Genomic DNA, 21,139 nt, shown 5'->3' with positions numbered 1-21,139 from the left:
CAAGTGACAGGCATGATAGACACGACAGAGTTCACGGGCGCCTCGAGGCCCCCCACGTTACTTAGCCGGAGATAGGTGCATGCTGGGTTATCTTATTCGCCGCGTTCTGGCCGCGGTGCCCGTGATGGGCGTCGTCGCGCTGTTCGTGTTCCTGCTGCTGCGGCTGACGCCGGGCGATCCCGCCGCGATTCTGGCCGGCGACAACGCCACGCCCGAGCGGCTCGAACGCATCCGCGACTCGCTCGGCCTCAACGAGCCCCTGATCGTGCAGTTCATCACCTGGGTGAACAAGCTGCTGCACGGCGACCTCGGGACGTCGCTGATCTCCAACCTGCCGGTCATCAAGATGATCGGCCAGCGCGTCGAGCCGTCGATCTCGATCGCGCTGTGCACCATCGTCCTCGCCGTGATCGTCGCGGTTCCCCTGGGGGTGATCGCCGCCTGGAAGCACGGCACCTGGATCGACCGTTTTGTCATGGGCCTGTCCGTGCTCGGCTTCTCGGTGCCGGTATTCGTGGTCGGCTATGTGCTGATCCAGATCTTCGCGATCGAGTTGCGCTGGGTGCCGGTGCAGGGCTTCCGCAGCATCTTCAACGGCTTCGGTCCGTTCTTCGAGCGCATAATCCTGCCGACCTGCGCGCTCTCCTTCATCTACATCGCACTGATCGCGCGCATGACGCGCGCGGCGATGCTCGACGTGCTCGGTGAAGACTACGTGCGAACGGCGCGCGCGAAGGGCATCAACGAGGTTGCCGTGATGATGCGCCATGCGCTACGCAACGCCGCGGTGCCCGTGATCACCGTGATCGGCACCGGCTTCGCGCTGCTGATCTCCGGCGTCGTTGTCACCGAGAGCGTGTTCAACATCCCCGGCATCGGGCGCCTCACCGTCGATGCGGTGCTGGCGCGCGATTATCCGGTGATCCAGGCGATGATCCTGCTGACCTCGCTGATCTACGTCGTCGTCAATCTCGTCATCGACGTCGCCTACACCCTTCTCGACCCCCGGATCCGGTACTGAGGCAAGGACAACAACAATATGTCGGTCGATACCCTTCCCCAGTCGTCCATTCCGATCACCACGCCGCTGCGGCCGCGGTTCGGATTCCTCACCTCGACCCCGATCATCGCCGCGGCGACGTTCCTGCTCGCCCTGATCGTGTTGATCTCGATCCTGGCGCCGCTGATCGCGCCGCATGACCCGATCCAGCTCGCGCCCTCGCAACGGCTGAAGCCCTCGTCCGGCCAGTTCCTGCTCGGCACCGACGCCTACGGACGCGACGTGTTGTCGCGCGTGATCTATGGCGGCCGCATCTCGCTGCTGATCGGGATCGGCGCCGCGATCCTGTCGATCGTCATCGGGCTCGCGATCGGCCTCGTCTCCGGCTTCTTCAAGCTGGTCGATGCCGTGATGATGCGCATCATGGACGGCCTGATGGCGATGCCGAGCATCCTGCTCGCGATCGCCGTGGTGTCGCTGTCCGGCGCCAGCCTCTGGACCGTGCTGATCGCGATCACGATCCCCGAGATTCCGCGCGTCGCGCGCCTGGTCCGCTCGGTCGTGCTGTCGGCACGCGAGGAGCCTTACGTGGAGGCCGCGATCTCGGTCGGCTCGAGCCTGCCGAAGATCATGTGGCGCCATTTGATGCCGAACACGATTGCGCCGCTGATCGTCCAGGGCACCTATATCTGCGCGTCCGCGATCCTGACCGAGGCCATCCTCTCCTTCCTCGGCGCCGGCATCTCGCCGGAGACGCCGACCTGGGGCAACATCATGGCGGAGGGTCGCCAGTACTTCCAGATCAAGCCGTCGCTGATCTTCTGGCCGGGCCTTCTGCTCTCGATCGCCATCCTCAGCATCAACCTTATCGGCGACGCCGCCCGTGACGCCCTCGATCCCCGCATGAAGCAGCGGGAGGGGAAGTGATGATCCTCGGTTTCGTCATTCCGGGGCGCGACGAAGTCGCGAGCCCGGAATCCATTTCACCCCGACACTGCGGCCCGATGGATTCCGGGTTCGCGCTACGCGCGCCCCGGAATGACGGAGAGAATTGACGTGACCGACACCATCCTCGACATCAACAACCTCGTCGTCTCCGTCGGCAAGAAGCCGAACGGGGCCAACATCCTCGACGGCATCTCGATCCAGGTGCGCGCGCGCGAGACGCTGTGCCTCGTCGGCGAGAGCGGCTCGGGCAAGTCGGTCACCTCGCTCACCACGATGGGCCTGCTGCCGAAGGGCACGCTGGTGCCGACCGGCGGCAGCGTCAAGCTGGTCGGCGAGGAGCTGCTCACCGCGACCGACCGCCGCCTGCGCCAGCTTCGCGCGACGCAGATGGCGATGATCTTCCAGGAGCCGATGACCGCGCTCAATCCGGTGGTACCGGTCGGCCGCCAGATCGACGAGGTGCTGCGCGCGCACACCAAGCTCGACGCGAGGGCCCGCAGGAAGCGCATTCTCGACATGATGGAGCAGGTCCATTTGCCCCAGGTCGAGCGCATCTTTGCCTCCTATCCGCACCGTCTCTCCGGAGGCCAGCGCCAGCGCATCATGATCGCGATGGCGCTGGTGCTGGAGCCGAAGCTCCTGATCGCGGACGAGCCGACCACCGCGCTCGACGTCACCACGCAGAAGCAGATCCTGTCCCTGATCCGCGAGCTCCAGCGCGATCACGGCACCGCCGTGCTGTTCATCACGCATGACATGGGCGTGGTCGCCGAGATCGCCGACCGCGTCGCGGTGATGCGGCAGGGCCGGCTGGTCGAGACCGGTCCGCTCGAAACCGTGCTGCGCAATCCGACCATGGAATACACCCGCAACCTGCTTTCGTCGGTGCCGAGCCTGGTGCCGCGGCCGCCGCGCGAAGACAGCCGCGAGCCCGTCGTCCTGGAGGCCAACGAGCTCAGCAAGGTCTACAAGGAGCGCGCCTTCTTCGGCAAAGGCCGCGAGGTCGTGGCCGCCGACAAGGTCACGCTCACGCTGCGCAAGGGCCGCACCCTCGGCATCGTCGGCGAAAGCGGCTCGGGCAAATCGACGGTGGCACGCTGCATCGTCCGCCTGATCGATCCGACCTCCGGCGGCGTGCGCCTCGCCGGCCGCGAGATCGCCGACATCTCGCGCCGCCTGCTGCAGCCGCACCGGCAGAAGATCCAGATCGTGTTCCAGGACCCCTATCGCTCGCTCAACCCGCGCGTCACAGTCGGCGAGAGCATTGCGGAAGGCCCGGTCAATTACGGCGTGGCGCATGCCGACGCGATGAAGCGCGCGCGCGAATTGCTCGAATTGGTCGGCCTGCCGGCCGATGCCGTCTCGCGCTATCCGCACCAGTTCTCCGGCGGCCAGCGCCAGCGCATCGCCATTGCCCGCGCACTCGCGCTCGATCCAGACGTGCTGGTCGCGGACGAAGCGGTCTCCGCGCTCGACGTCTCGGTGCAGGCGCAGGTGCTGGAACTCCTGGACGAGATCCAGAAGCGGCTCGGCATCGCCATCCTGTTCATCACGCATGACCTTCGCGTCGCCGCGCAGATCTGCGACGAGGTGGTGGTGATGCAGCACGGTCGCGTCGTGGAACAGGGCCCCGCCGGCGAGGTGCTGACGCATCCGAAGGAGGCCTATACCAAGGCGCTGCTGGATGCCGCGCCCGGGCGCGATTGGGATTTTGCGAACTTCCGGCCGGTGGCCGAAAGCGTGGCGGCGAGCGCGTAGCAACACTCTCTGTCGTCATTCCGGGGCATCGCGCAGCGATGAGCCCGGAATCCATTTGGCCGCAGACTCTGTCGCATGATGGATTCCGGGTTCGCGCCAAGTGGCGCGCCCCGGAATGACGGCGGAGTTGGGACGCAGCATTCCCAAATCGTCCTGACCCTATGCACGTCGCGAGTGCTTCCTGCCTTGCCCTCTCCTCCGAGCCAAGGCTAACGTCGCGCACTTTCAATTGGGACTGAACTGAATGACACGTATTGCCGTCGGCGGCTTCCTGCACGAGACAAACACCTTCGCTCCGACCAAGGCGACGTTCGCGGACTTCCAGCATGGCGGCGGCTGGCCGGCGATGACGGAAGGCGCCGACGTGCTGAAGGTGATGCGCCGCATCAATGTCGGCCTCGCCGGCTTCGTCGACAGTGCCGAAGCGAACGGCTGGGAACTCGTTCCGACCATCGCTTGCGGCGCGAGCCCCTCGGCGCATGTCACCAAGGATGCGTTCGAGCGCATCGTGAAGGTGATGGTCGACGGCATCTCAGCCGCCGGCCCGCTCGACGCGGTCTATCTCGATCTGCACGGCGCCATGGTGACCGAGCATCTCGACGACGGCGAAGGCGAGATCCTGGCGCGCGTGCGCCGCGTCATCGGCAAGGATGTTCCGCTGGTCACGAGCCTCGACCTGCATGCCAATGTCACACCCGAAATGATGGAACACGCGGATGCGCTGATCGCCTACCGCACCTATCCCCATGTCGACATGGCCGAGACCGGCCGCGCCTGCGCGCGGCATCTCGCCTTGCTGCTGAACACGAAGCAGCGTTTCGCAAAGGCGTTCCGGCAATTGCCGTTCCTAATCCCGATCAGCTGGCAATGCACCAACGACCAGCCGACCAAGGGCATCTATGAGAAGCTCGCCGCACTGGAAGGCGACGCCGTTCCGACCCTCTCGTTCGCGCCGGGCTTCCCGGCCGCCGATTTCCGGGACTGCGGGCCGAGTGTCTTCGCCTATGGCAAGACGCAAGCCGACGCTGATCGCGCGGCGGACGCGATCGCGAAGCTGATCGAGAGCCACGAGGACGATTTCGACGGCAAGATCTGGTCGCCGGACGAGGGCGTGCGGCACGCCATGGAACTGGCGAAGAACGCCAGCAAGCCGATCATCATCGCTGACACCCAGGACAATCCGGGCGCCGGCGGTGATTCCGACACCACGGGCATGCTGCGCGCGCTGGTGCGCAACAGAGCAAGTGCTGCGACCGGCGCGATCTACGATCCGGAATCGGCCAAGGCCGCGCATGCGGCCGGCGTCGGCGCCACCGTGACGCTGTCGCTCGGCGGCAAGTCGGGCATTCCCGGCGACGAACCCTACCGCGAGACCTTCGTCGTCGAGAAGCTCTCCGATGGCCGCTTCGTCGCGCCCGGTCCCTATTATGGCGGCCGCGAGATGGAGATGGGCCCGTCCGCGGCCTTGCGCATCGGCGATGTCCGCGTCGTCGTCTCCTCGCACAAGGCCCAGCTCGCCGACCAGGCGATGTATCGTTACGTTGGCATCGAGCCCACAAAAGAGAAGATCCTGGTCAACAAGAGCTCCGTACACTTCCGCGCCGATTTCGAGCCGATCGCGGAGAAGCTGATGATCTGCGCCGCGCCCGGCGCGATGCCGGCCGACACCGCCACCCTGCCCTGGACGCGCCTGCGGCCGGGCATCCGCATCAAGCCGAACGGCCCCGTTTTCAATCCTCCTTCACGCTAACCCGGACAGGACCATATGCCCACGATCGACCGCATCGACGGCTACGCCGACGAACTCACCGCCATCAGGCGTGACCTCCACGCCCATCCCGAGATCGGCTTCGAGGAAGTGCGCACCTCCGGCATCGTCGCCGACAAGCTGAAGAGCTGGGGCATCGAGGTGCATCGCGGCCTCGGCGGCACCGGCGTGATCGGCGTCATCAAGGGCAAGGGCTCGGGCGGCAAGCGCATTGGTCTCCGCGCGGACATGGACGCGCTGCCGATGGAGGAGAACACCAACCTGAAATGGAGCTCGAAAATCCCGGGCCGCTTCCACGGCTGCGGCCATGACGGCCACACCACCATGCTGCTCGGCACCGCGCGCTACCTCGCCGAGACCCGGAATTTCGACGGCACCGTGCATTTGATCTTCCAGCCGGCCGAGGAAGGCCTCGGCGGCGCCCGCGCCATGATCAAGCACGGCCTGTTCGAGAAGTTTCCCTGCGACGAACTCTATGGCCTGCACAACGCGCCCGACCTCAACCATGGCGAGATCGCGATCCTGCCGGGCCCGGCGATGGCCAGCGCCGACTTCTTCGACCTGCGCATCACCGGCTACGGCGCGCATGGCGCGATGCCCGAGCGCTCCAAGGACGCCGTGATCATCGCAACGACGCTGGCGCAGGCGATCCAGACCATCGTCAGCCGCAACGTCGAGCCGCTGCAGGCCGCAGTGGTGTCGATCACCCAGATCCATGCGGGGTCCGCCTACAACGTCATTCCGGGCGATGCGCATCTGTGCGGCACCATCCGCACCTTCTCGAAGGAAGTTCGCGCCCTGGTCTCTGAACGCATCCGCACCATCTGCGCCGGCATCGCAAGCGCCTATAGTTGCGTGATCGAGGTCGACATCCGCGACACATTCAACGTTCTGGTCAACCAGGCCGAGCAGTCCAAGGTGGTCGAGGAGGTCGCCCGCACGATCGTCGATCCCGCCAACGTGATCACCCGCCTCCAGCCGAAGATGGGCAGCGAGGATTTCGCGGACATGCTGGAGACCATCCCCGGGGCCTATTTCTGGGTCGGGCATGACGGCTCGGTGCCGGTGCACAATCCCGGCTTCGTGCTCGACGACAAGATCCTGCCGATCGGCGCCAGCGTGTTCGCCCGCATCGTCGAGACGCGCATGCCGGTGGGCGGAAATGCCTAGAAAGAGCGTCGAGGACGCGGTCACCTCGCTGCACGATCTGTCCGCGGTCGACCTGATCGCGGGCTATCGCGCCAAGCAATTCTCGCCGAGCGAGGTGCTGGAGGATTTGCTTGCGCATGTCGCAGCGTGGGAACCGCATCTCAACGCTCTCTATGCCTTCGATCCCGACGGCGCACGCGAGGCCGCCAAGGCCTCGACTGCGCGCTGGAGCGGCGGCGAGCCGTCGGGCGCGCTCGACGGCGTCCCCGTCACGGTCAAGGACAACATCGCGACCAAGGGCGTGCCGGTGCCGCTGGGTGCCGCCAGCGTCAAGCTGGTGCCGGCCGAGAAGGACGCCCCGCCCGCCGCGCGCCTGCGCGAGGCCGGTGCGATCATCTTCGCCAAGACCACGATGCCCGATTACGGCATGCTGTCCTCCGGGCTCTCCAGCTTCCACGCGCTGGCGCGCAACCCCTGGGACCTCTCCAAGAATCCCGGCGGCTCCAGTGCGGGTGCGGGCGCAGCAGCCGCGGCCGGCTATGGCCCGCTGCATCTCGGCACCGATATCGGCGGCTCGGTGCGCCTGCCTGCGGGTTGGTGCGGCCTCGTCGGCCTGAAGCCGAGCTTCGGCCGCGTGCCGATCGATCCCACCTATGTCGGCCGCGTCGCCGGTCCCATGACCCGCACGGTCGATGATTGCGCGCTGATGATGAGCGTCATCGCAAAGCCCGACCGGCGCGACGGCATGAGCCTGCCCGCCGAGCCGCTCAACTGGAAGGGCCTGGAGAAATCCCCGCGCAAATTGCGCATCGGCCTGATGCTCGATGCAGGCTGCGGCCTGTCGCCGGACAAGCCGGTGCGCGAGGTCGCGGTGGAGGCCGCCAAAGCGTTCGAGTCCGCAGGCAGCGTGGTCACCGAAGTCGACGGCATCCTGACGCGCGAGATGCTCGACGGCCTCGACAATTTCTGGCGCGCGCGGATGTGGGACGATCTGTCCAGGCTGACGCCGGCCGAGCAGGCCAAGGTGCTGCCCTATATCTTCGCCTGGGGCGAGTCCGGCGCGAAGCTCTCGGGCGTCGAGGTCATCCGCGGCGTCAACCAGACGATGGCAATCCGTGCGGCGGCGGCAAAGCTGTTCTGTGAGCTCGACTACGTGATCTCGCCGACCGCACCGAACGTGAACTATCCGGCCGACTGGGCCTCGCCGACCAACGATCCGATGAAGCCGTTCGAGCACATCGCCTATACCGTGCCGTGGAATATGTCGGAGAACCCGGCCATCTCCGTCAACGGCGGCTTCGACGCCAAGGGCTTTCCGATCGGCGTGCAGATCGTCGGCCGCCGCTTCGACGACATCGGTGTGCTCGGCATGGCCAAGGCGTTCGAGGGCCTGCGCGGCCCGCAGCGGCCCTGGCCGCAGCCGCCGGCGAAGTGAGACGCTTTCGTTATCCGGGACAGCGCGCCCTTTAGGCGCAAGCCCGAATGATTTGGGACAGGCAACATACGAAGACTCTTGCTTACCCTCCCCTGGAGGGGGAGGGTCGGCTCACATTGAGCGAAGCGAAGTGTGAGACGGGGTGGGGTGACGGTCTCTCGGCGTCCAACACTGCCCGAGAGGAGAGATCACCCCACCCCGCTCGCGCTGCGCGCGATCGACCCTCCCCCTCCAGGGGAGGGTAAAAAACTCAAGCCCTGCCATCTGCGCAGCGAAGAACAAAGGAAGGAAACCACCATGGCGTATGAGACGATCAAATACGAGGTCGCCGAGCAGATCCTCACCATCACGCTGAACCGGCCCGACAAGCTCAACGCCTTCAACGCGCAGATGCAAGCCGAGCTGATCGACGCGTTCGACGCCGCCGACAAGGACGACAATGTCCGCGCCATCATCGTCACCGGCGCCGGCCGCGGCTTTTGTGCGGGTGCCGACCTCTCCTCCGGCGCCGATACGTTCGACCGCGACGCGCGGCGCGGCCCGGTGAAGCGCCTCGCCGACGGCAAGGTCGATTACAGCGATCCGCAGGTGCGCGACGGCGGCGGCCAGGTGACGCTCCGTATCTTCAAGTGCCTCAAGCCCGTCATCGCGGCGGTGAACGGTCCCGCGGTCGGCATCGGCGTCACCATGCAGCTCGCGATGGATATTCGCATTGCCTCGGACGCCGCACGTTTCGGCTTCGTGTTCTCCCAGCGCGGCATCGTGCCTGAGGCGGCCTCGAGCTGGTTCCTGCCGCGCATCGTCGGTATCTCGCAGGCGCTGGAATGGTGCTATTCGGGCCGCGTCTTCCCGGCCCAGGAAGCGCTTGCGGGCCGTCTCGTCAGCAAGGTCGTCGCTCCGGATGACCTGCTGCCGACCGCCCGCGCGCTCGCCAAGGAGTTTGCCGCCAAGACCGCGCCGGTGTCGGTCGCGCTGATCCGGCAGATGATGTGGCGCATGATGGGCGCCGACGATCCCATGGAGGCGCACAAGGTCGACAGCCGCGGCATCTATGCCCGCGGCCGCTCCGACGACGTCAAGGAAGGCGTGGTGTCCTTCCTGGAGAAGCGCCCGGCGCAGTTCAAGAACAAGGTGTCCAGCGACATGCCGGACTATTTCCCGTGGTGGACGGAGCGGGAGTATAAGTGAGGCGAAGGGCTCGTCCCTCGTTCACCGCTGTCATCACCCGCGAAGGCGGGTGATCCAGTATTCCACCAGCGTCAATTATCACGACCGCTGGTGATTACTGGATGCCCCGCCTCCGCGGGGCATGACATCTCATTCCATCATCAGCGCGACGCGCCCGATCGCCTTGCGGTCGATCAACAGCCGCATCGCCTTCGCGTAGTCCTCCAGCGGCAGGCGGTGCGAGACGTTCGGACGCAGCTTGCCCTCCTCCGCCCACCGCAAGAGCGCCTTCAGGCGCACCTCACCCAGCGCGGGATCTTTCCGCACAGCTTCGCCGGCGCGCACGCCGAGCACGCTGGCCCCCTTGATCAGCAACAGGTTGGTCTTGGCCGAACCGATCCCGCCGGTGAAGCCGATCACCAGAAGCCGCGCGCCCCACGCGATGCAGCGCATCGAGTCCTCGAACACCTGGCCGCCGACTGGATCGAACACGACGTCGGCGCCGCGGCCGTCGGTGATGCGCTTGACGGCATCGCGAAACGGTTCGCGGTCGTAGCGCACAAGATGATCGGCGCCGCGCGATTGCGCGATGGCGAGCTTCTCGTCGCTGGAGGCGGTCGCGATCACGGTCGCGCCCAGCATCTTGCCGATCTCGACGGCGGCAAGGCCTACGCCGCCGCCGGCGCCGTGCACCAGCAGCACCTCGCCCGGCGCGACCCGGCCGCGATCGATCAGCGCATGATAGGCCGTGCCGTGGCCCGCGAGGTAAGTCGCAGCCTCCGCATAGTCGAAGGTGGACGGCATCGGCGTGAGCTGCGACGGCGAGACCACAGCTTCGTCGGTGAATGCGCCATGGCGCATCTTGACGATGACCTTGTCGCCGACGGCAACGCCGCTTGCCTCCGATCCCACCTCGATGACGTCGCCGGCGGCTTCCATGCCCGGCGTGAATGGCAGCTCCGGCTTGAGCTGGTATTCGCCGGCGGCCATCAGCACGTCGGGAAAATTCAGCCCGGCTGCACGGATCGCGACCCGCACCTCGCCGGGCTTCACGGCCCGGGGCGGAAACTCTTCCAGCCGCAACGTCTCGGGCGGGCCGAGCTCACGGCAGACGACGGCGCGCACCATCAGGCCGCGCTCGCCTTGGTGCGCATGAGCGCCTCGCGGATCAACGGCAGCCGGTCGTTGCCGAAGTACATGTCGGTCTTGTTCACGAAGATCGTCGGCGAGCCAAAGCCGCCGCGGGCGACCACCTCTTCGGTATTGGCCTTGAGCTGGTCCTTGATGCTCTGCTCGGTAATGCCGGCGAAGAATTTCGCTTCGTCGATGCCGACCTTGCTGCAAATCCCGGCAAGCACCGCGTCCTGCGAAATATCCTTGTCCTCACCCCAGTAGCTTTCAAACACGGCGGTCGCGAACGGCACCATGTCCTTGCCGAGCCAGATGCAGCCGCGCATCGCCTTGACGCTGTTCACGGGAAACACCGTCGGCGGCATCTTGATCGCAAGGCCGGCCGAGCGAGCCCAGTCCTGCAGATCCTTCTTCATATAGCGCGCCTTCAGCGGTACCGGCTTCTCGCGCTGCGCGTAGACGCTGGGGTTGACCGTGTTGAAGATGCCGCCGACCAGGATCGGCCGCCACACGATCTCGGCGCCCACCTCCTTCGCCAGCGGCTGGATGTTGTGGAAAGCGAGATAGGTCCAGGGGCTGGAACAGTCGAAGAAGAATTCGATCATGGGGGTTTCCTTTGTCGCGTCTTGTCTCGTCGTCGTCATTCCGGGACGCGCCTTCTTGGCGCGAACTATGGTGCGCAATTGCGCACCTGAGAATCCATTCTGCCTCTCGTTCCGCGGCCCGATGGATTCCGGGTTCGCGCTTCGCGCGCCCCGGAATGACGGCGCGGCCATCACTTCCTTCCCAGCACTTCCTTAGCCCGTTGCCCGAACATGATCTTGCGTGATTCCTCGTCGAACGGCTCCTTCACGAACTTGCCGATCGCAAGCCCCGCCTGCACCTGCGGCCTGGCGCGGACCTCGGCATACCAGCGTTTCACGTTCGGATAGTCGTCGAGCGTAAAGCCCTGCGCCTTGTGGGTCATGGTCCAGGGGAAGCAGGCGATGTCGGCGATGGAATAATCGCCAGCAACGAAAGCTCCGGTCTTCCCCAGCTGTCGGTCGAGCACGCCGTAGAGCCGGGCCGCCTCGTCGCGATAGCGCGCGATCGCGTAAGGAATCTTCTCGGCCGCGTACAGCGCGAAATGACCGTGCTGGCCGAGCATCGGACCGAGCCCGGCCATCTGCCACATCACCCATTGGATCGTGGTGGAACGGTCGCGCAAGTCCGCCGGCAGAAAGCGGCCGGTCTTTTCCGCCAGATAGATCAGGATCGCGCCGGTCTCGAAAGCCGCGAACGGCGCGCCGCCGTCGGCGGGCTCGTGATCGACGATCGCGGGAATACGGTTGTTCGGGGAGATCGCAAGAAACTCAGGGCTGAACTGCTCGCCGGCGCGGATGTCCACGGGCTTCACGGTGTAAGGCAGCCCGAGTTCCTCCAGCATGATCGAGATTTTCCAGCCGTTCGGCGTCGGCGCGTAATAGAGGTCGATCATGACCTTTTCCCTTGGTATTCCCCATCGCCGCCGCTGGTTCAGAGAGCGACTTTCGTTGTCCTGTACCTCGACGTTAGGACATGGCAGGAAGGGGCGCAACACAACCTGCCGGGAGAGCCGCCATGCTGTTTCCAACCACGATCGCCGGCTCCTTGCCCAAGCCTGAATGGCTGGCCGAGCCCAACATGCTGTGGGCGCCCTGGAGGTCAGAGGGTGACGAGCTGCTCCGGGCCAAGCGAGATGCGACGCTGATCTGGCTGAAGATCCAGGAGGACGCCGGCATCGACATCGTCACCGAGGGCGAGCAGGCCCGGCAGCATTTCGTCCACGGTTTCCTGGAGAAGATCGAGGGCATCGATTTCGCCCACAAGGTCGAGATGGGCATCCGCAATGACCGATACAAGGCGATGGTGCCGCAGGTGGTCGCCCCGCTCCGCCTGAAGGATCGCGTCCATGCGTTCGAGGCGCGCGTGGCGCGCACGCACACGAAGAAGAAGCTGAAATTCACCCTGCCCGGCCCGATGACCATCATCGACACCATTGCCGACCGCTATTACGGCGATCGCGTCAAGATGGCGTTCGCCTTCGCCGAGCTGCTCAACGAGGAGGCCAAGGCCTTGCAGGCCGACGGCGTCGATCTCGTGCAGTTCGACGAGCCCGCCTTCAACGTCTACATGGACGAGGTCAACGATTGGGGCATCAAGGCGCTGGAGCGCGCCGCGCAGGGGCTGACCTGCACCACCGCCGTGCACATCTGTTACGGCTACGGCATCAAGGCCAACACCGACTGGAAGGAGACGCTGGGCAGCCAGTGGCGGCAATACGAGCAGATCTTCCCGGCGATCGACGCCAGCCCGATCCAGCAGGTCGCGATCGAGTGCCGGAATTCGAAGGTGCCGCTCGACCTGCTCGCACTGCTCAAGACCAAGATCGTGCAGGCCGGCGTGATCGACGTCGCCAGCGACACGGTGGAGAGCGCCGAGGACGTCGTGAAAGTGATCGACGCGGTGGCGCGATTCGTGCCCAAGAGCAACATCATCGCCACCACCAATTGCGGCATGGCACCGATGCGGCGCGAGATCGCCGAGGCCAAGCTGATGGCGCTCGGCGCCGGCGCGGCGCTGGCGCGCGAGAAGCTGGGGTGAGGCACTAATTGCGCGGCAGCGACGTTCCGGTCCCGGGCGCTGACTCGCGCGTTCTGACGGCGACTTGCTGGTCATCGCCCTTGCAGGCATGGCCGTCGAGCGACTTCAGCCCGAGCAGATATTGGCCGTGCTCGTGCAAGTTGCTCGTCATGTACCTGTCGATGCGGGTCAGAAAGTTCAGCATTTGACTCTCTCCTCGATGTTGCACGAGAAGGTAAGCTGCCGGGCATAGCCGATCGATGGGACCGACGGGACGATGTTATAAAAGCGGTATAGCCGCCATCGGAACGACCATAGGATACGTCTAGCTGAGTGCCGTCGGATGCAGCCTGGGTTGATAACCCGCGCTCAGCGCACGCAGCGTCGAGGGCGGCGTCAAGAGCCTGGCGTCGTCGAGCCGCCCCTGAGCATCGGCATAGCCCGCCGGCGACCACCGCAGCACCCGTCCCTGCATCACCAAAAAGCTGTCTTCGCCCTGCTGCACCATCGCGCCGTCGGGTAGGCCCGACAGCGGCATCGGGAGCGGGTGCAATCGCTTGCGGCCGCGATCGAGACGCTCGCGATGCAGAACGGCATCCATCTCCTTCGCGCTGATGCCGCTCGCACCATTGCCCTTCTCCCACGCCGCGCGAAACCGTTTGGCGTCGTCCCGTCTGCAAAAGAAGCAGGGCCGGTGTCCGGCGGCAAAGGCCGTCGGCTCGTCGAGGAAGAACAGCTCGGTCCAACTCCGCCGCGCCATCACAGGCCGCCGCCAGCCGCGGAATTCGCACAGGCATGTGATCCAGGCCGGCGACGACCAGCGCTTGTTCAGCAGCGTCTTCGTTGCGGGGTCGTGTATGATGCCGCGATTGCCGGTGAAGAGGCCGCGATGCGGGGTGGCGATGATGTCGCCGGTGGGTTTGACGCGGTTTTGGAGGGGCATTTTTTCGGTACCGTCATTCCGGGGCGATGCGCAGCATCGAACCCGGAATCTCGAGATTCCGGGTTCGCTTCGCGCCCCGGAATGACGAACATCTCACGCCGCCCCGTCGCGCAGCGGCGGGTGGTAGGACAACGCGGTGTCCCAGGGGAAGAAGATCCAGGTATCCTGCGAGACTTCCGTGATGAAGGTGTCGACCAGCGGGCGTCCCATCGGCTTGGCATAGACGGTGGCGAAATGCGCATCCGGCAGCATCTCGCGCACCATTCTGCCGGTCTTGCCGGTGTCGACGAGGTCGTCAACGATCAACAGTCCCTTGCCGGTACCGCCGCCGAGCGTCATGGTCGCCTCGGAAATGCCCTTGAGCACCTGGAGTTCGCCCTGCTTGTTGTGGTCGTAGCTGGCGATGCAGACCGTGTCGATCACGCGCACCCCTAACTCGCGCGCCACGATCGCGGCCGGCACCAGGCCGCCACGGGTGATCGCGATCACCGCGTGGAACGGACCGACCTCGTTGAGGCGCCAGGTCAGCGCCCGGCAGTCCCGGTGGAACTGGTCCCACGAGACCGGAAAGGCCCTGCCCGCGCGCTCCTGCGCACTCAGTTCCGGTGCTTCACCAGCCATTGTCGTCTCCTGCTGCGTCAGGGCGGTGCTAGCGTGTGACGTTCAATCCCGCCAGCATTTCCTTCACCGCCGTCATCGCAGCCGCCAGCTTCTCCGGATCTCGCGAGCGCACCACCAGATTGGTGTTGGGCTTCTGCTCCTCGTCCATGAAGGGATAGCTGCCGATGATGGTGTCGGGATGGGCGGCGGCGATCTCCCGCAGCGGGCCGCCGATGTCGCCCTCACGCGCATTGGCGCGAACCTGCTCGGAGAGCATGCGCACGCCCGATTTCAGCTTGGGCGCGACGATGTCCATCATTGCCTGCATGATCGACGGCACGCCGGCCATGACGATGACGTTGCCGATCTTGAAGCCGGGCGCGAGGATGGTCGCGCTCTGGATCAGCTCGGCACCATCGGGAATGCGGGCCATGCGCAGGCGGGCCTCGTTGAGGTCCTGCTCGCTCCAGCGCTCGCGGAAGCGGGCGACCACTTCCGGATGATGGTCGATGCCGACGCCGAACGCCTTGGCGACGGCATCGGCGGTGATGTCGTCATGGGTCGGTCCGATCCCGCCCGTTGTGAAGACGTAGGTGTAGCGATGCCGCAGTGCGTCCAGGGCGGCGATGATGTCGGCCTCGTCGTCGGAGACGACCCTGACCTCCTTCAGGTCGATGCCGATATTGGTCAGGTATTCGGCGATGAAGCCGATATTCTTGTCCTTTGTCCGGCCCGACAGGATTTCGTCCCCAATGACCAGAATGCCCGCCGTGACGATGTCGCTCATGCCTTAAGTCCCTCACCTGTGACGCCGACTTTGCCGAGGTAACGCGTTGAAGTCACGTGGTTTTGCTTCCGAAATAAGCAGTCCTCAGCCATTTTTTCAGGCAGGCCGCCGGCCCTCGCCGGCAAATGCCCCTCCTCCATGCTTATCGCGCTGGCCCGGCCCTTGCTACCACATCAAAGTCATGCACTCTTGCCGCATGGCTACAGGTCGTTGCGGTCTTCAACAAGGCCGCACGACCTGACCGGTGCCGCTACGCCTGGGGGAGAGCAGTCGGGATCTATGGCAGTCGCGTTTGACGAAATGAATATTCCCGGCGGGGATCTTCGTCCCGCCTATCAGGAGCTGGCCCGCTGGCTCAAGGAGACGCCTCCAGAGGCGCTCGAATATCGCCGCCAGGAAGCCGAACTCCTATTCCGCCGCATCGGCATCACCTTCGCGGTGTACGGGGATTCGGAATCGACCGAACGCCTGATCCCCTTCGACGTGATCCCGCGGATTATGTCCGGCAACGAATGGGCGCGGCTGGAGAAGGGCCTGAAGCAGCGCGTGCGTGCGCTCAACATGTTCCTGCGCGACATCTATCATGGACGCGACATCCTCCGCGCCGAAATCGTGCCCGACGATCTGATCTTCCAGAACCCGGTATTCCGGCCCGAGATGAACGGCCAGCAGGTGCCGCACGACGTCTACGTGCACATCGCCGGCATCGACATCGTCCGCGTCGACGCCGAGGACTTCATCGTGCTCGAGGACAACGCCCGCACCCCGTCGGGCGTGTCCTACATGCTGGAAAACCGCGAGATCATGATGCGGCTGTTTCCGGATCTGTTCGCCCGCCACAAGGTGGCGCCGGTCGAGCGCTACCCGGACGAGCTGCTCTCGGCGCTCCGCTCGGTCGCGCCGCAAAGCGCGTCCGGCGAGCCGACCGTGGCCCTGCTTACGCCCGGCGTCTACAACTCCGCCTATTACGAGCACTCGTTCCTGGCCGACAAGCTCGGCATCGAGCTGGTCGAAGGCCGCGACCTCGTGGTCAAGAACAACGAAGTATTCATGCGGACGACGGAAGGGCTGAAGCGGGTCGACGTGATCTATCGCCGTGTCGACGACGATTTCCTCGATCCCCTCACCTTCCGTCCCGACTCCGTGCTCGGCGTGCCCGGCCTGATGTCGGCCTACGCTGCCGGCAACATCACGCTCGCCAACGCCGTCGGCACCGGCATCGCCGACGACAAGGCGATCTACTCCTACATGCCCGACATCGTGAAGTTCTATCTCGGCGAGGAGCCGATCCTGAAGAACGTGCCGACCTGGCGCTGCCGCGAGCCGAAGGACCTCGCCTATGTGCTGGACAATTTGAGCGAACTCGTCGTCAAGGAAGTGCACGGCTCCGGCGGCTACGGCATGCTGATCGGCCCTGCCGCGACCAAAGCGACGATCGAAGCGTTCCGCGACAAGCTCAAGCGCGAGCCGGAAGGCTTCATCGCGCAGCCGACGCTGGCGCTCTCGACCTGCCCGACCTGCACCGCATCGGGCCTTGCCCCGCGCCATGTCGATCTCAGACCCTTCGTGCTCACGGGCAGCAAGAGCACCACCATCGTGCCCGGCGGTCTCACCCGCGTCGCGCTCAAGGAAGGCTCGCTGGTGGTCAATTCGAGCCAGGGCGGCGGCACCAAAGACACCTGGATCCTGGACGAGTAGAGAGATGCTGTCGCGCACCGCCGAAAACCTCTACTGGCTTGCCCGCTACGTTGAACGGGCCGAATATCTCGCGCGCACCATCGATGCGACGCTGCGCGTCACCGCGCTTCCCGCCGCCTATATCGGCAAGACCAATGAATGGGATTCGGCGCTGCTCACCGCCGGCGTCGCCGCCAGCTTCTATCAAGCCTATGAGGAAGCCAACGAGCACAATGTCGTCGAATATCTCTCGTTCTCGCCGAACAATCCGTCCTCGATCCGGAACTGCATCGAGGCGGCCCGGCTGAACTCCCGCTCGGTGCGCACCGCGCTCACCAGCGAGATGTGGGACACCATCAACTCGGCCTGGATCGAGCTGCAGGCGGTATGGAGCAAGGGCACCTCTACGCGCGAGGACCTCGCCAAGTTCCTCCGCTTCGTGCAGGAGACCTCGCTGCGCTTCGACGGCTCGGCCTACCGGACCATGCTGCGCAACGACGCCTATTGGTTCTCGCGCATGGGCGTGCACCTCGAGCGCGCCGACAACACCGCCCGCATCCTCGACGTGAAGTACCACGTGCTGCTGCCCGAGGAGGAGCATGTCGGCGGCCCGCTCGACTTCTACCAGTGGAGCTCGATCCTGCGCTCGGTCTCGGCGCTGACCGCCTATCACTGGGTCTATCGCGAGACGCTGAAGCCGTGGCTGATCGCGGATCTACTCATCCTCAACGACACGCTGCCGCGCTCGCTCGCCAGCTGCTACGGCAACCTTGTGCGCAACCTCGACCAGATCGGCGTCGCCTATGGCCGCCAGGGCCCGGCCCAGCGCCACGCCCGCGGCATCCGCAACAGGCTGGAACACAGCAACATGAACGACATTTTCCAGCATGGCGTGCATGAATTCATTCAGGAATTCATCTCCGACAATTCCAGGCTGGGCGAAATCATCACGAAGCAGTATTTGATCTAGTCAGACTGAAACTTTCACCCTTCGTCATTCCGGGGCGATGCGAAGCATCGAACCCGGAATCTCGAGATTCCGAGTCTGGCGCTTCGCGCCATCCCGGAATGACCGTCTAGAAACGCCATGCGCCTGCGAATCCTGCACACCACGACCTATCGCTACGAGCCGCCGGCCTCCGGCGTGATCCAGATTCTGCGCATGACGCCGGGCAGCCATGATGGGCAATACGTCGCGGAATGGCAGATCGACGTCTCCACCGACACCAAGCTCGAGATGCACGAGGACGCGTTCGGCAACGTCACCCATGTGCTGTCCTGCGGGCCCGTCGGCGACATCCAGATCACCGCCGAAGGGCTGATCGAGACCAACGACACCGGCGGCGTGCTGCGCGGCGCCGACGAGCGTTTCCCGGCCGGCATGTTCCTGCGATCCACCGACCTTACCGCCGTCAATCCGGCGATGACGGCGGTCGCGCGCCAGCTGCGCAGCGAGGCCGAGAGCGACACGCTCGGCTTCCTGCACGCGCTGATGACCGAGATCGGCGATCACATGACGTTCGATGAGGACCCCACCAACAGCGGAACGTCAGCGGCGGAGGCGTTCACGCTCAAGCGCGGCGTCTGCCAGGATTACGCGCACATCTTCATCGCCTGCGCCCGGGCCGGCGGCGTGCCGGCGCGCTTCGTCTCCGGCCACTTCCTGCGGGCAGACGACACGGTGCATCAGGACGCCGGCCATGCCTGGGCGGAGGCTTACGTGCCCGATCTCGGCTGGGTCGGCTTCGATCCCGCCAACAGCATCTGCGCCACCGACGCCCATGTCCGCGTCGCGATCGGGCTCGACTATCTCGGCGCGGCGCCGGTGCGCGGCACGCGCTATGGCGGCGGCACGGAAACGCTGACCGTGGCGGTCAAGGTCGAGCAGGCCGGCCGCGGCGGCCAGTCGCAATCGCAGTCCCAGCGGCAGAGCTAGGAGCCGCCGGCCGAACACATTCGGCGTGCTACACTTGCGGGATCGGATCAGACCCGCGAGGTAGCCATGGCGACAGTGAAACTGCTTTCGGATGATGAACTCTCGGCCGAGGCACGCGCCGTCTTCGACGATATCCGAAAGGTGCGGAAGTCGGACTTCGTCAACAATTTCTGGCGTGCGCTGGCGCATGATCCGAAGACGCTGCGGCGGACCTGGGAGAGCATCAAGCAGGTGATGGCTCCCGGCGCGCTCGATCCCAAGGTCAAGGAAATGCTCTATGTCGCGGTGTCGGTCGCGCATGGCTGCAGCTATTGCATTCACTCCCACACCGCCGCCGCACGGGCCAAGGGCATGACCGAGGCCGAATATGCCGAACTGCTCGCCATCGTCGGCATGGCCGCGGAGACGAACCGGCTGGTCACCGCGCTCGGCGTGCCGGTCGACGAGGCGTTTCTGGTGGGTGCCGCGGATTGAGCGACGCGCGCCCGGAATGACAGACTTCCCCCGCGGGAATCGGGGGTTTCATGGCTCCCTGAAATTGGCTAGTAATTCCGCGCAAACGCGTTCGGGGACTGGAAATGACCTATTGCTGCGGAATCCTGGTTCGGGACGGTCTGGTGATGATCGCCGACACCCGCACCAATGCCGGCCTCGACAACGTCTCGACCTTCCGCAAGCTGCACATCTTCTCCAAGCCGGGCGAGCGCATCATGGCGATCGCCAGCGCCGGCAACCTCGCCATCAGCCAGTCCGTGCTGTCGACGCTGACCGAAGGTCTCGAAGATCCCAACACGGGCGAGATCGAGACGCTGATGAACGCGCCGACCATGTTCCAGGCCGCTCAGCGCATCGGCCGGGCCATCCGCGCCGTGCACGCGACCGAAGGCCCGGCGCTGAAATCGGAGGACGTGTCCTTCGACGTCTCCTTCCTGTTCGGCGGACAGATCAAGGGCGCGCGCATGCGCCTGTTCATGGTCTACACCGCCGGCAATTTCATCGAGTGCACCACCGACACGCCCTACTTGCAGATCGGCGAGCACAAATACGGCAAGCCGGTGCTCGACCGTGCCATGCATTACGACGTCGAGCTCTACGAGGCACTCAAGACCGGCCTGATCTCGATGGACTCGACGATGCGATCCAATCTCGGCGTCGGCCTCCCGATCGACGTGCTGGTGGTGCGCACGGACGCCTGCGAAGCCGATCTGAACCACCGCATCGAGGCGGGCGAGCCATATTTCCACGATTTGCGCTCGCGCTGGTCGGCGGCCTTGCGCGCCGCTCACCAGAACATTCCGCGTCCGCCCTACAAGAACGACAAAGAACCCAAAACCTGACAGCAGAAGAGAAAAGGCAGGAAACGATGAGTGAAGCAAAGAAGATCGCCCTGGTGACGGGCGCCGGCACCGGCGTCGGCCGCGCGGCGTCGCTGGCGCTGATGAACACCGGCTTCACCGTGGTGCTTGCGGGGCGCCGGCTCGACATGCTCGAGGAGACCGCAAAGCTCGGCCCTGCGGGAAAAAGCCTCTGCGTCACCGCCGACATGACCAAGCCGGACTCCATCGCCGCCCTGTTCGACAAGGTGAAGATGACCTATGGCCGGCTCGACGTGCTGTTCAACAATGCCGGCATGGGCGCCCCTGCCGTGAACTTCGAGGACCTCAGCCTCGAGCAATGGCAGGCGGTGGTGAACACCAACCTCACCGGCCCGTTCCTGTGCACCCAGCACGCCTTCCGCATCATGAAGGACCAGACCCCGCGCGGGGGCCGCATCATCAACAACGGCTCGATCTCGGCGCATGCGCCGCGGCCGTTCTCTGCGGCCTATACCTCGACCAAGCACGCCATCACCGGCCTGACCAAGGCCAGCAATCTCGACGGCCGCATGTACGACATCGCGGTCGGCCAGGTCGACATCGGTAACGCGGCGACGCCGATGACCGATCGCATGGTCAACGGCCCCGGCGTGCTGCAGCCCGACGGCACCACCAAGCACGAGCCGCGCATGGATTCGAAAGCGGTCGGCGACGCCGTGGCCTACATGGCCAGCCTGCCGCTCGACGCCAACGTGCTGACGATGACGGTGATGGCGACCAAGATGCCGTTCGTCGGACGGGGCTAGTTCCGCGCTCGTGCCCCGGACGCAGCGCGGCATGCAATGACGCGCTGCCGAGCCGGGGCCCATCCCTCGTTCCGGGCTTCTGGGTCCCGGCTCTGCGCCGCAACGCTGACGCGTTGC

The 21,139-nt window shown here is 65.3% G+C and carries 21 protein-coding genes; 14 read left to right on the top strand and 7 right to left on the bottom strand.

Annotated elements, in window-relative coordinates; genetic code table 11:
• The first annotated feature begins 79 nt into the window (after nt 1-79).
• The 7 genes from AC3WLX_RS21295 to AC3WLX_RS21265 all read left to right on the top strand — a co-directional run bounded on the left by AC3WLX_RS21295 (nt 80) and on the right by AC3WLX_RS21265 (nt 9,246).
• Nucleotides 80-1,021, top strand: a complete 942-nt coding sequence (locus AC3WLX_RS21295) for an ABC transporter permease (protein WP_492337465.1) — start codon at nt 80-82, stop codon at nt 1,019-1,021.
• Nucleotides 1,022-1,039: 18 nt separating this feature from the next.
• On the top strand, nt 1,040-1,927 hold the full coding sequence (locus AC3WLX_RS21290) for an ABC transporter permease (protein ID WP_291621530.1): 888 nt from the start codon (nt 1,040-1,042) through the stop codon (nt 1,925-1,927).
• Nucleotides 1,928-2,056: 129 nt separating this feature from the next.
• Nucleotides 2,057-3,706, top strand: coding sequence for an ABC transporter ATP-binding protein (locus AC3WLX_RS21285; protein WP_492337464.1), 1,650 nt, complete (start codon nt 2,057-2,059; stop codon nt 3,704-3,706).
• Between the two features lie 244 nt (nt 3,707-3,950).
• Complete coding sequence (locus AC3WLX_RS21280; protein ID WP_492337463.1) at nt 3,951-5,456, top strand: M81 family metallopeptidase; 1,506 nt, start codon at nt 3,951-3,953, stop codon at nt 5,454-5,456.
• Between the two features lie 15 nt (nt 5,457-5,471).
• On the top strand, nt 5,472-6,644 hold the full coding sequence (locus AC3WLX_RS21275; RefSeq protein ID WP_492337462.1) for a M20 aminoacylase family protein: 1,173 nt from the start codon (nt 5,472-5,474) through the stop codon (nt 6,642-6,644).
• On the top strand, nt 6,637-8,058 hold the full coding sequence (locus AC3WLX_RS21270) for an amidase (protein ID WP_492337461.1): 1,422 nt from the start codon (nt 6,637-6,639) through the stop codon (nt 8,056-8,058). The genes AC3WLX_RS21275 and AC3WLX_RS21270 overlap by 8 nt, the downstream gene beginning before the upstream one ends.
• A gap of 297 nt (nt 8,059-8,355) precedes the next feature.
• Complete coding sequence (locus AC3WLX_RS21265; protein ID WP_492337460.1) at nt 8,356-9,246, top strand: crotonase/enoyl-CoA hydratase family protein; 891 nt, start codon at nt 8,356-8,358, stop codon at nt 9,244-9,246.
• A 129-nt stretch (nt 9,247-9,375) separates the two neighbouring features.
• Here the strand turns inward: AC3WLX_RS21265 and AC3WLX_RS21260 are convergent, their stop codons facing one another.
• The 3 genes from AC3WLX_RS21260 to AC3WLX_RS21250 form a co-directional block, all read right to left on the bottom strand.
• Nucleotides 9,376-10,353, bottom strand: coding sequence for an NADPH:quinone oxidoreductase family protein (locus AC3WLX_RS21260; protein ID WP_492337459.1), 978 nt, complete (start codon nt 10,351-10,353; stop codon nt 9,376-9,378).
• Nucleotides 10,353-10,961 carry a 2-hydroxychromene-2-carboxylate isomerase gene (locus AC3WLX_RS21255; protein ID WP_492337458.1) on the bottom strand — a complete coding sequence of 203 codons (609 nt, stop codon included), beginning with the start codon at nt 10,959-10,961 and terminating at the stop codon, nt 10,353-10,355. The genes AC3WLX_RS21260 and AC3WLX_RS21255 overlap by 1 nt, the downstream gene beginning before the upstream one ends.
• Before the next feature lie 170 nt (nt 10,962-11,131).
• Nucleotides 11,132-11,833 (bottom strand): glutathione S-transferase N-terminal domain-containing protein, encoded by a 702-nt coding sequence (locus AC3WLX_RS21250; protein ID WP_492337457.1) that lies wholly within the window; start codon nt 11,831-11,833, stop codon nt 11,132-11,134.
• Between the two features lie 122 nt (nt 11,834-11,955).
• Here AC3WLX_RS21250 and AC3WLX_RS21245 point away from each other — a divergent pair, with 122 nt between their 5' ends.
• On the top strand, nt 11,956-12,978 hold the full coding sequence (locus AC3WLX_RS21245; RefSeq protein ID WP_492337456.1) for a methionine synthase: 1,023 nt from the start codon (nt 11,956-11,958) through the stop codon (nt 12,976-12,978).
• Nucleotides 12,979-12,982: 4 nt separating this feature from the next.
• On the opposite strand, the gene AC3WLX_RS21240 is transcribed toward AC3WLX_RS21245, so the two are convergent.
• From AC3WLX_RS21240 to AC3WLX_RS21225, 4 genes are all read right to left on the bottom strand, one after another.
• On the bottom strand, nt 12,983-13,162 hold the full coding sequence (locus AC3WLX_RS21240; protein ID WP_291627207.1) for a hypothetical protein: 180 nt from the start codon (nt 13,160-13,162) through the stop codon (nt 12,983-12,985).
• A 120-nt stretch (nt 13,163-13,282) separates the two neighbouring features.
• Nucleotides 13,283-13,900, bottom strand: coding sequence for a hypothetical protein (locus tag AC3WLX_RS21235; RefSeq protein ID WP_492337455.1), 618 nt, complete (start codon nt 13,898-13,900; stop codon nt 13,283-13,285).
• 93 nt (nt 13,901-13,993) lie between these two features.
• Nucleotides 13,994-14,521 (bottom strand): xanthine phosphoribosyltransferase, encoded by a 528-nt coding sequence (gene gpt / locus AC3WLX_RS21230; RefSeq protein ID WP_492337454.1) that lies wholly within the window; start codon nt 14,519-14,521, stop codon nt 13,994-13,996.
• Between the two features lie 28 nt (nt 14,522-14,549).
• On the bottom strand, nt 14,550-15,287 hold the full coding sequence (locus AC3WLX_RS21225) for a competence/damage-inducible protein A (RefSeq protein ID WP_492337453.1): 738 nt from the start codon (nt 15,285-15,287) through the stop codon (nt 14,550-14,552).
• A gap of 279 nt (nt 15,288-15,566) precedes the next feature.
• Between AC3WLX_RS21225 and AC3WLX_RS21220 the strand changes: the two genes are divergently transcribed.
• The 6 genes from AC3WLX_RS21220 to AC3WLX_RS21195 all read left to right on the top strand — a co-directional run bounded on the left by AC3WLX_RS21220 (nt 15,567) and on the right by AC3WLX_RS21195 (nt 21,022).
• Nucleotides 15,567-16,985: a circularly permuted type 2 ATP-grasp protein gene (locus AC3WLX_RS21220; protein ID WP_291626681.1), complete on the top strand. Its 1,419-nt coding sequence runs from the start codon at nt 15,567-15,569 to the stop codon at nt 16,983-16,985.
• Nucleotides 16,986-16,989: 4 nt separating this feature from the next.
• Entirely contained in the window at nt 16,990-17,934 is a 945-nt protein-coding gene (locus AC3WLX_RS21215) for an alpha-E domain-containing protein (RefSeq protein WP_291626682.1), read from the top strand.
• Nucleotides 17,935-18,051: 117 nt separating this feature from the next.
• On the top strand, nt 18,052-18,900 hold the full coding sequence (locus tag AC3WLX_RS21210) for a transglutaminase family protein (RefSeq protein ID WP_492337452.1): 849 nt from the start codon (nt 18,052-18,054) through the stop codon (nt 18,898-18,900).
• 66 nt (nt 18,901-18,966) lie between these two features.
• Entirely contained in the window at nt 18,967-19,374 is a 408-nt protein-coding gene (locus AC3WLX_RS21205) for a carboxymuconolactone decarboxylase family protein (RefSeq protein ID WP_492337451.1), read from the top strand.
• Between the two features lie 104 nt (nt 19,375-19,478).
• Entirely contained in the window at nt 19,479-20,237 is a 759-nt protein-coding gene (locus AC3WLX_RS21200) for a proteasome-type protease (RefSeq protein ID WP_025037198.1), read from the top strand.
• 26 nt (nt 20,238-20,263) lie between these two features.
• Complete coding sequence (locus tag AC3WLX_RS21195) at nt 20,264-21,022, top strand: SDR family oxidoreductase (RefSeq protein WP_492337450.1); 759 nt, start codon at nt 20,264-20,266, stop codon at nt 21,020-21,022.
• Nucleotides 21,023-21,139 lie beyond the last annotated feature (117 nt).

The organism is Bradyrhizobium sp. FW305-F6 (genome assembly GCF_058782905.1).
Note: the sequence above shows the minus strand (reverse complement) of the source record. Positions and strands in the feature narration are given on the sequence as shown.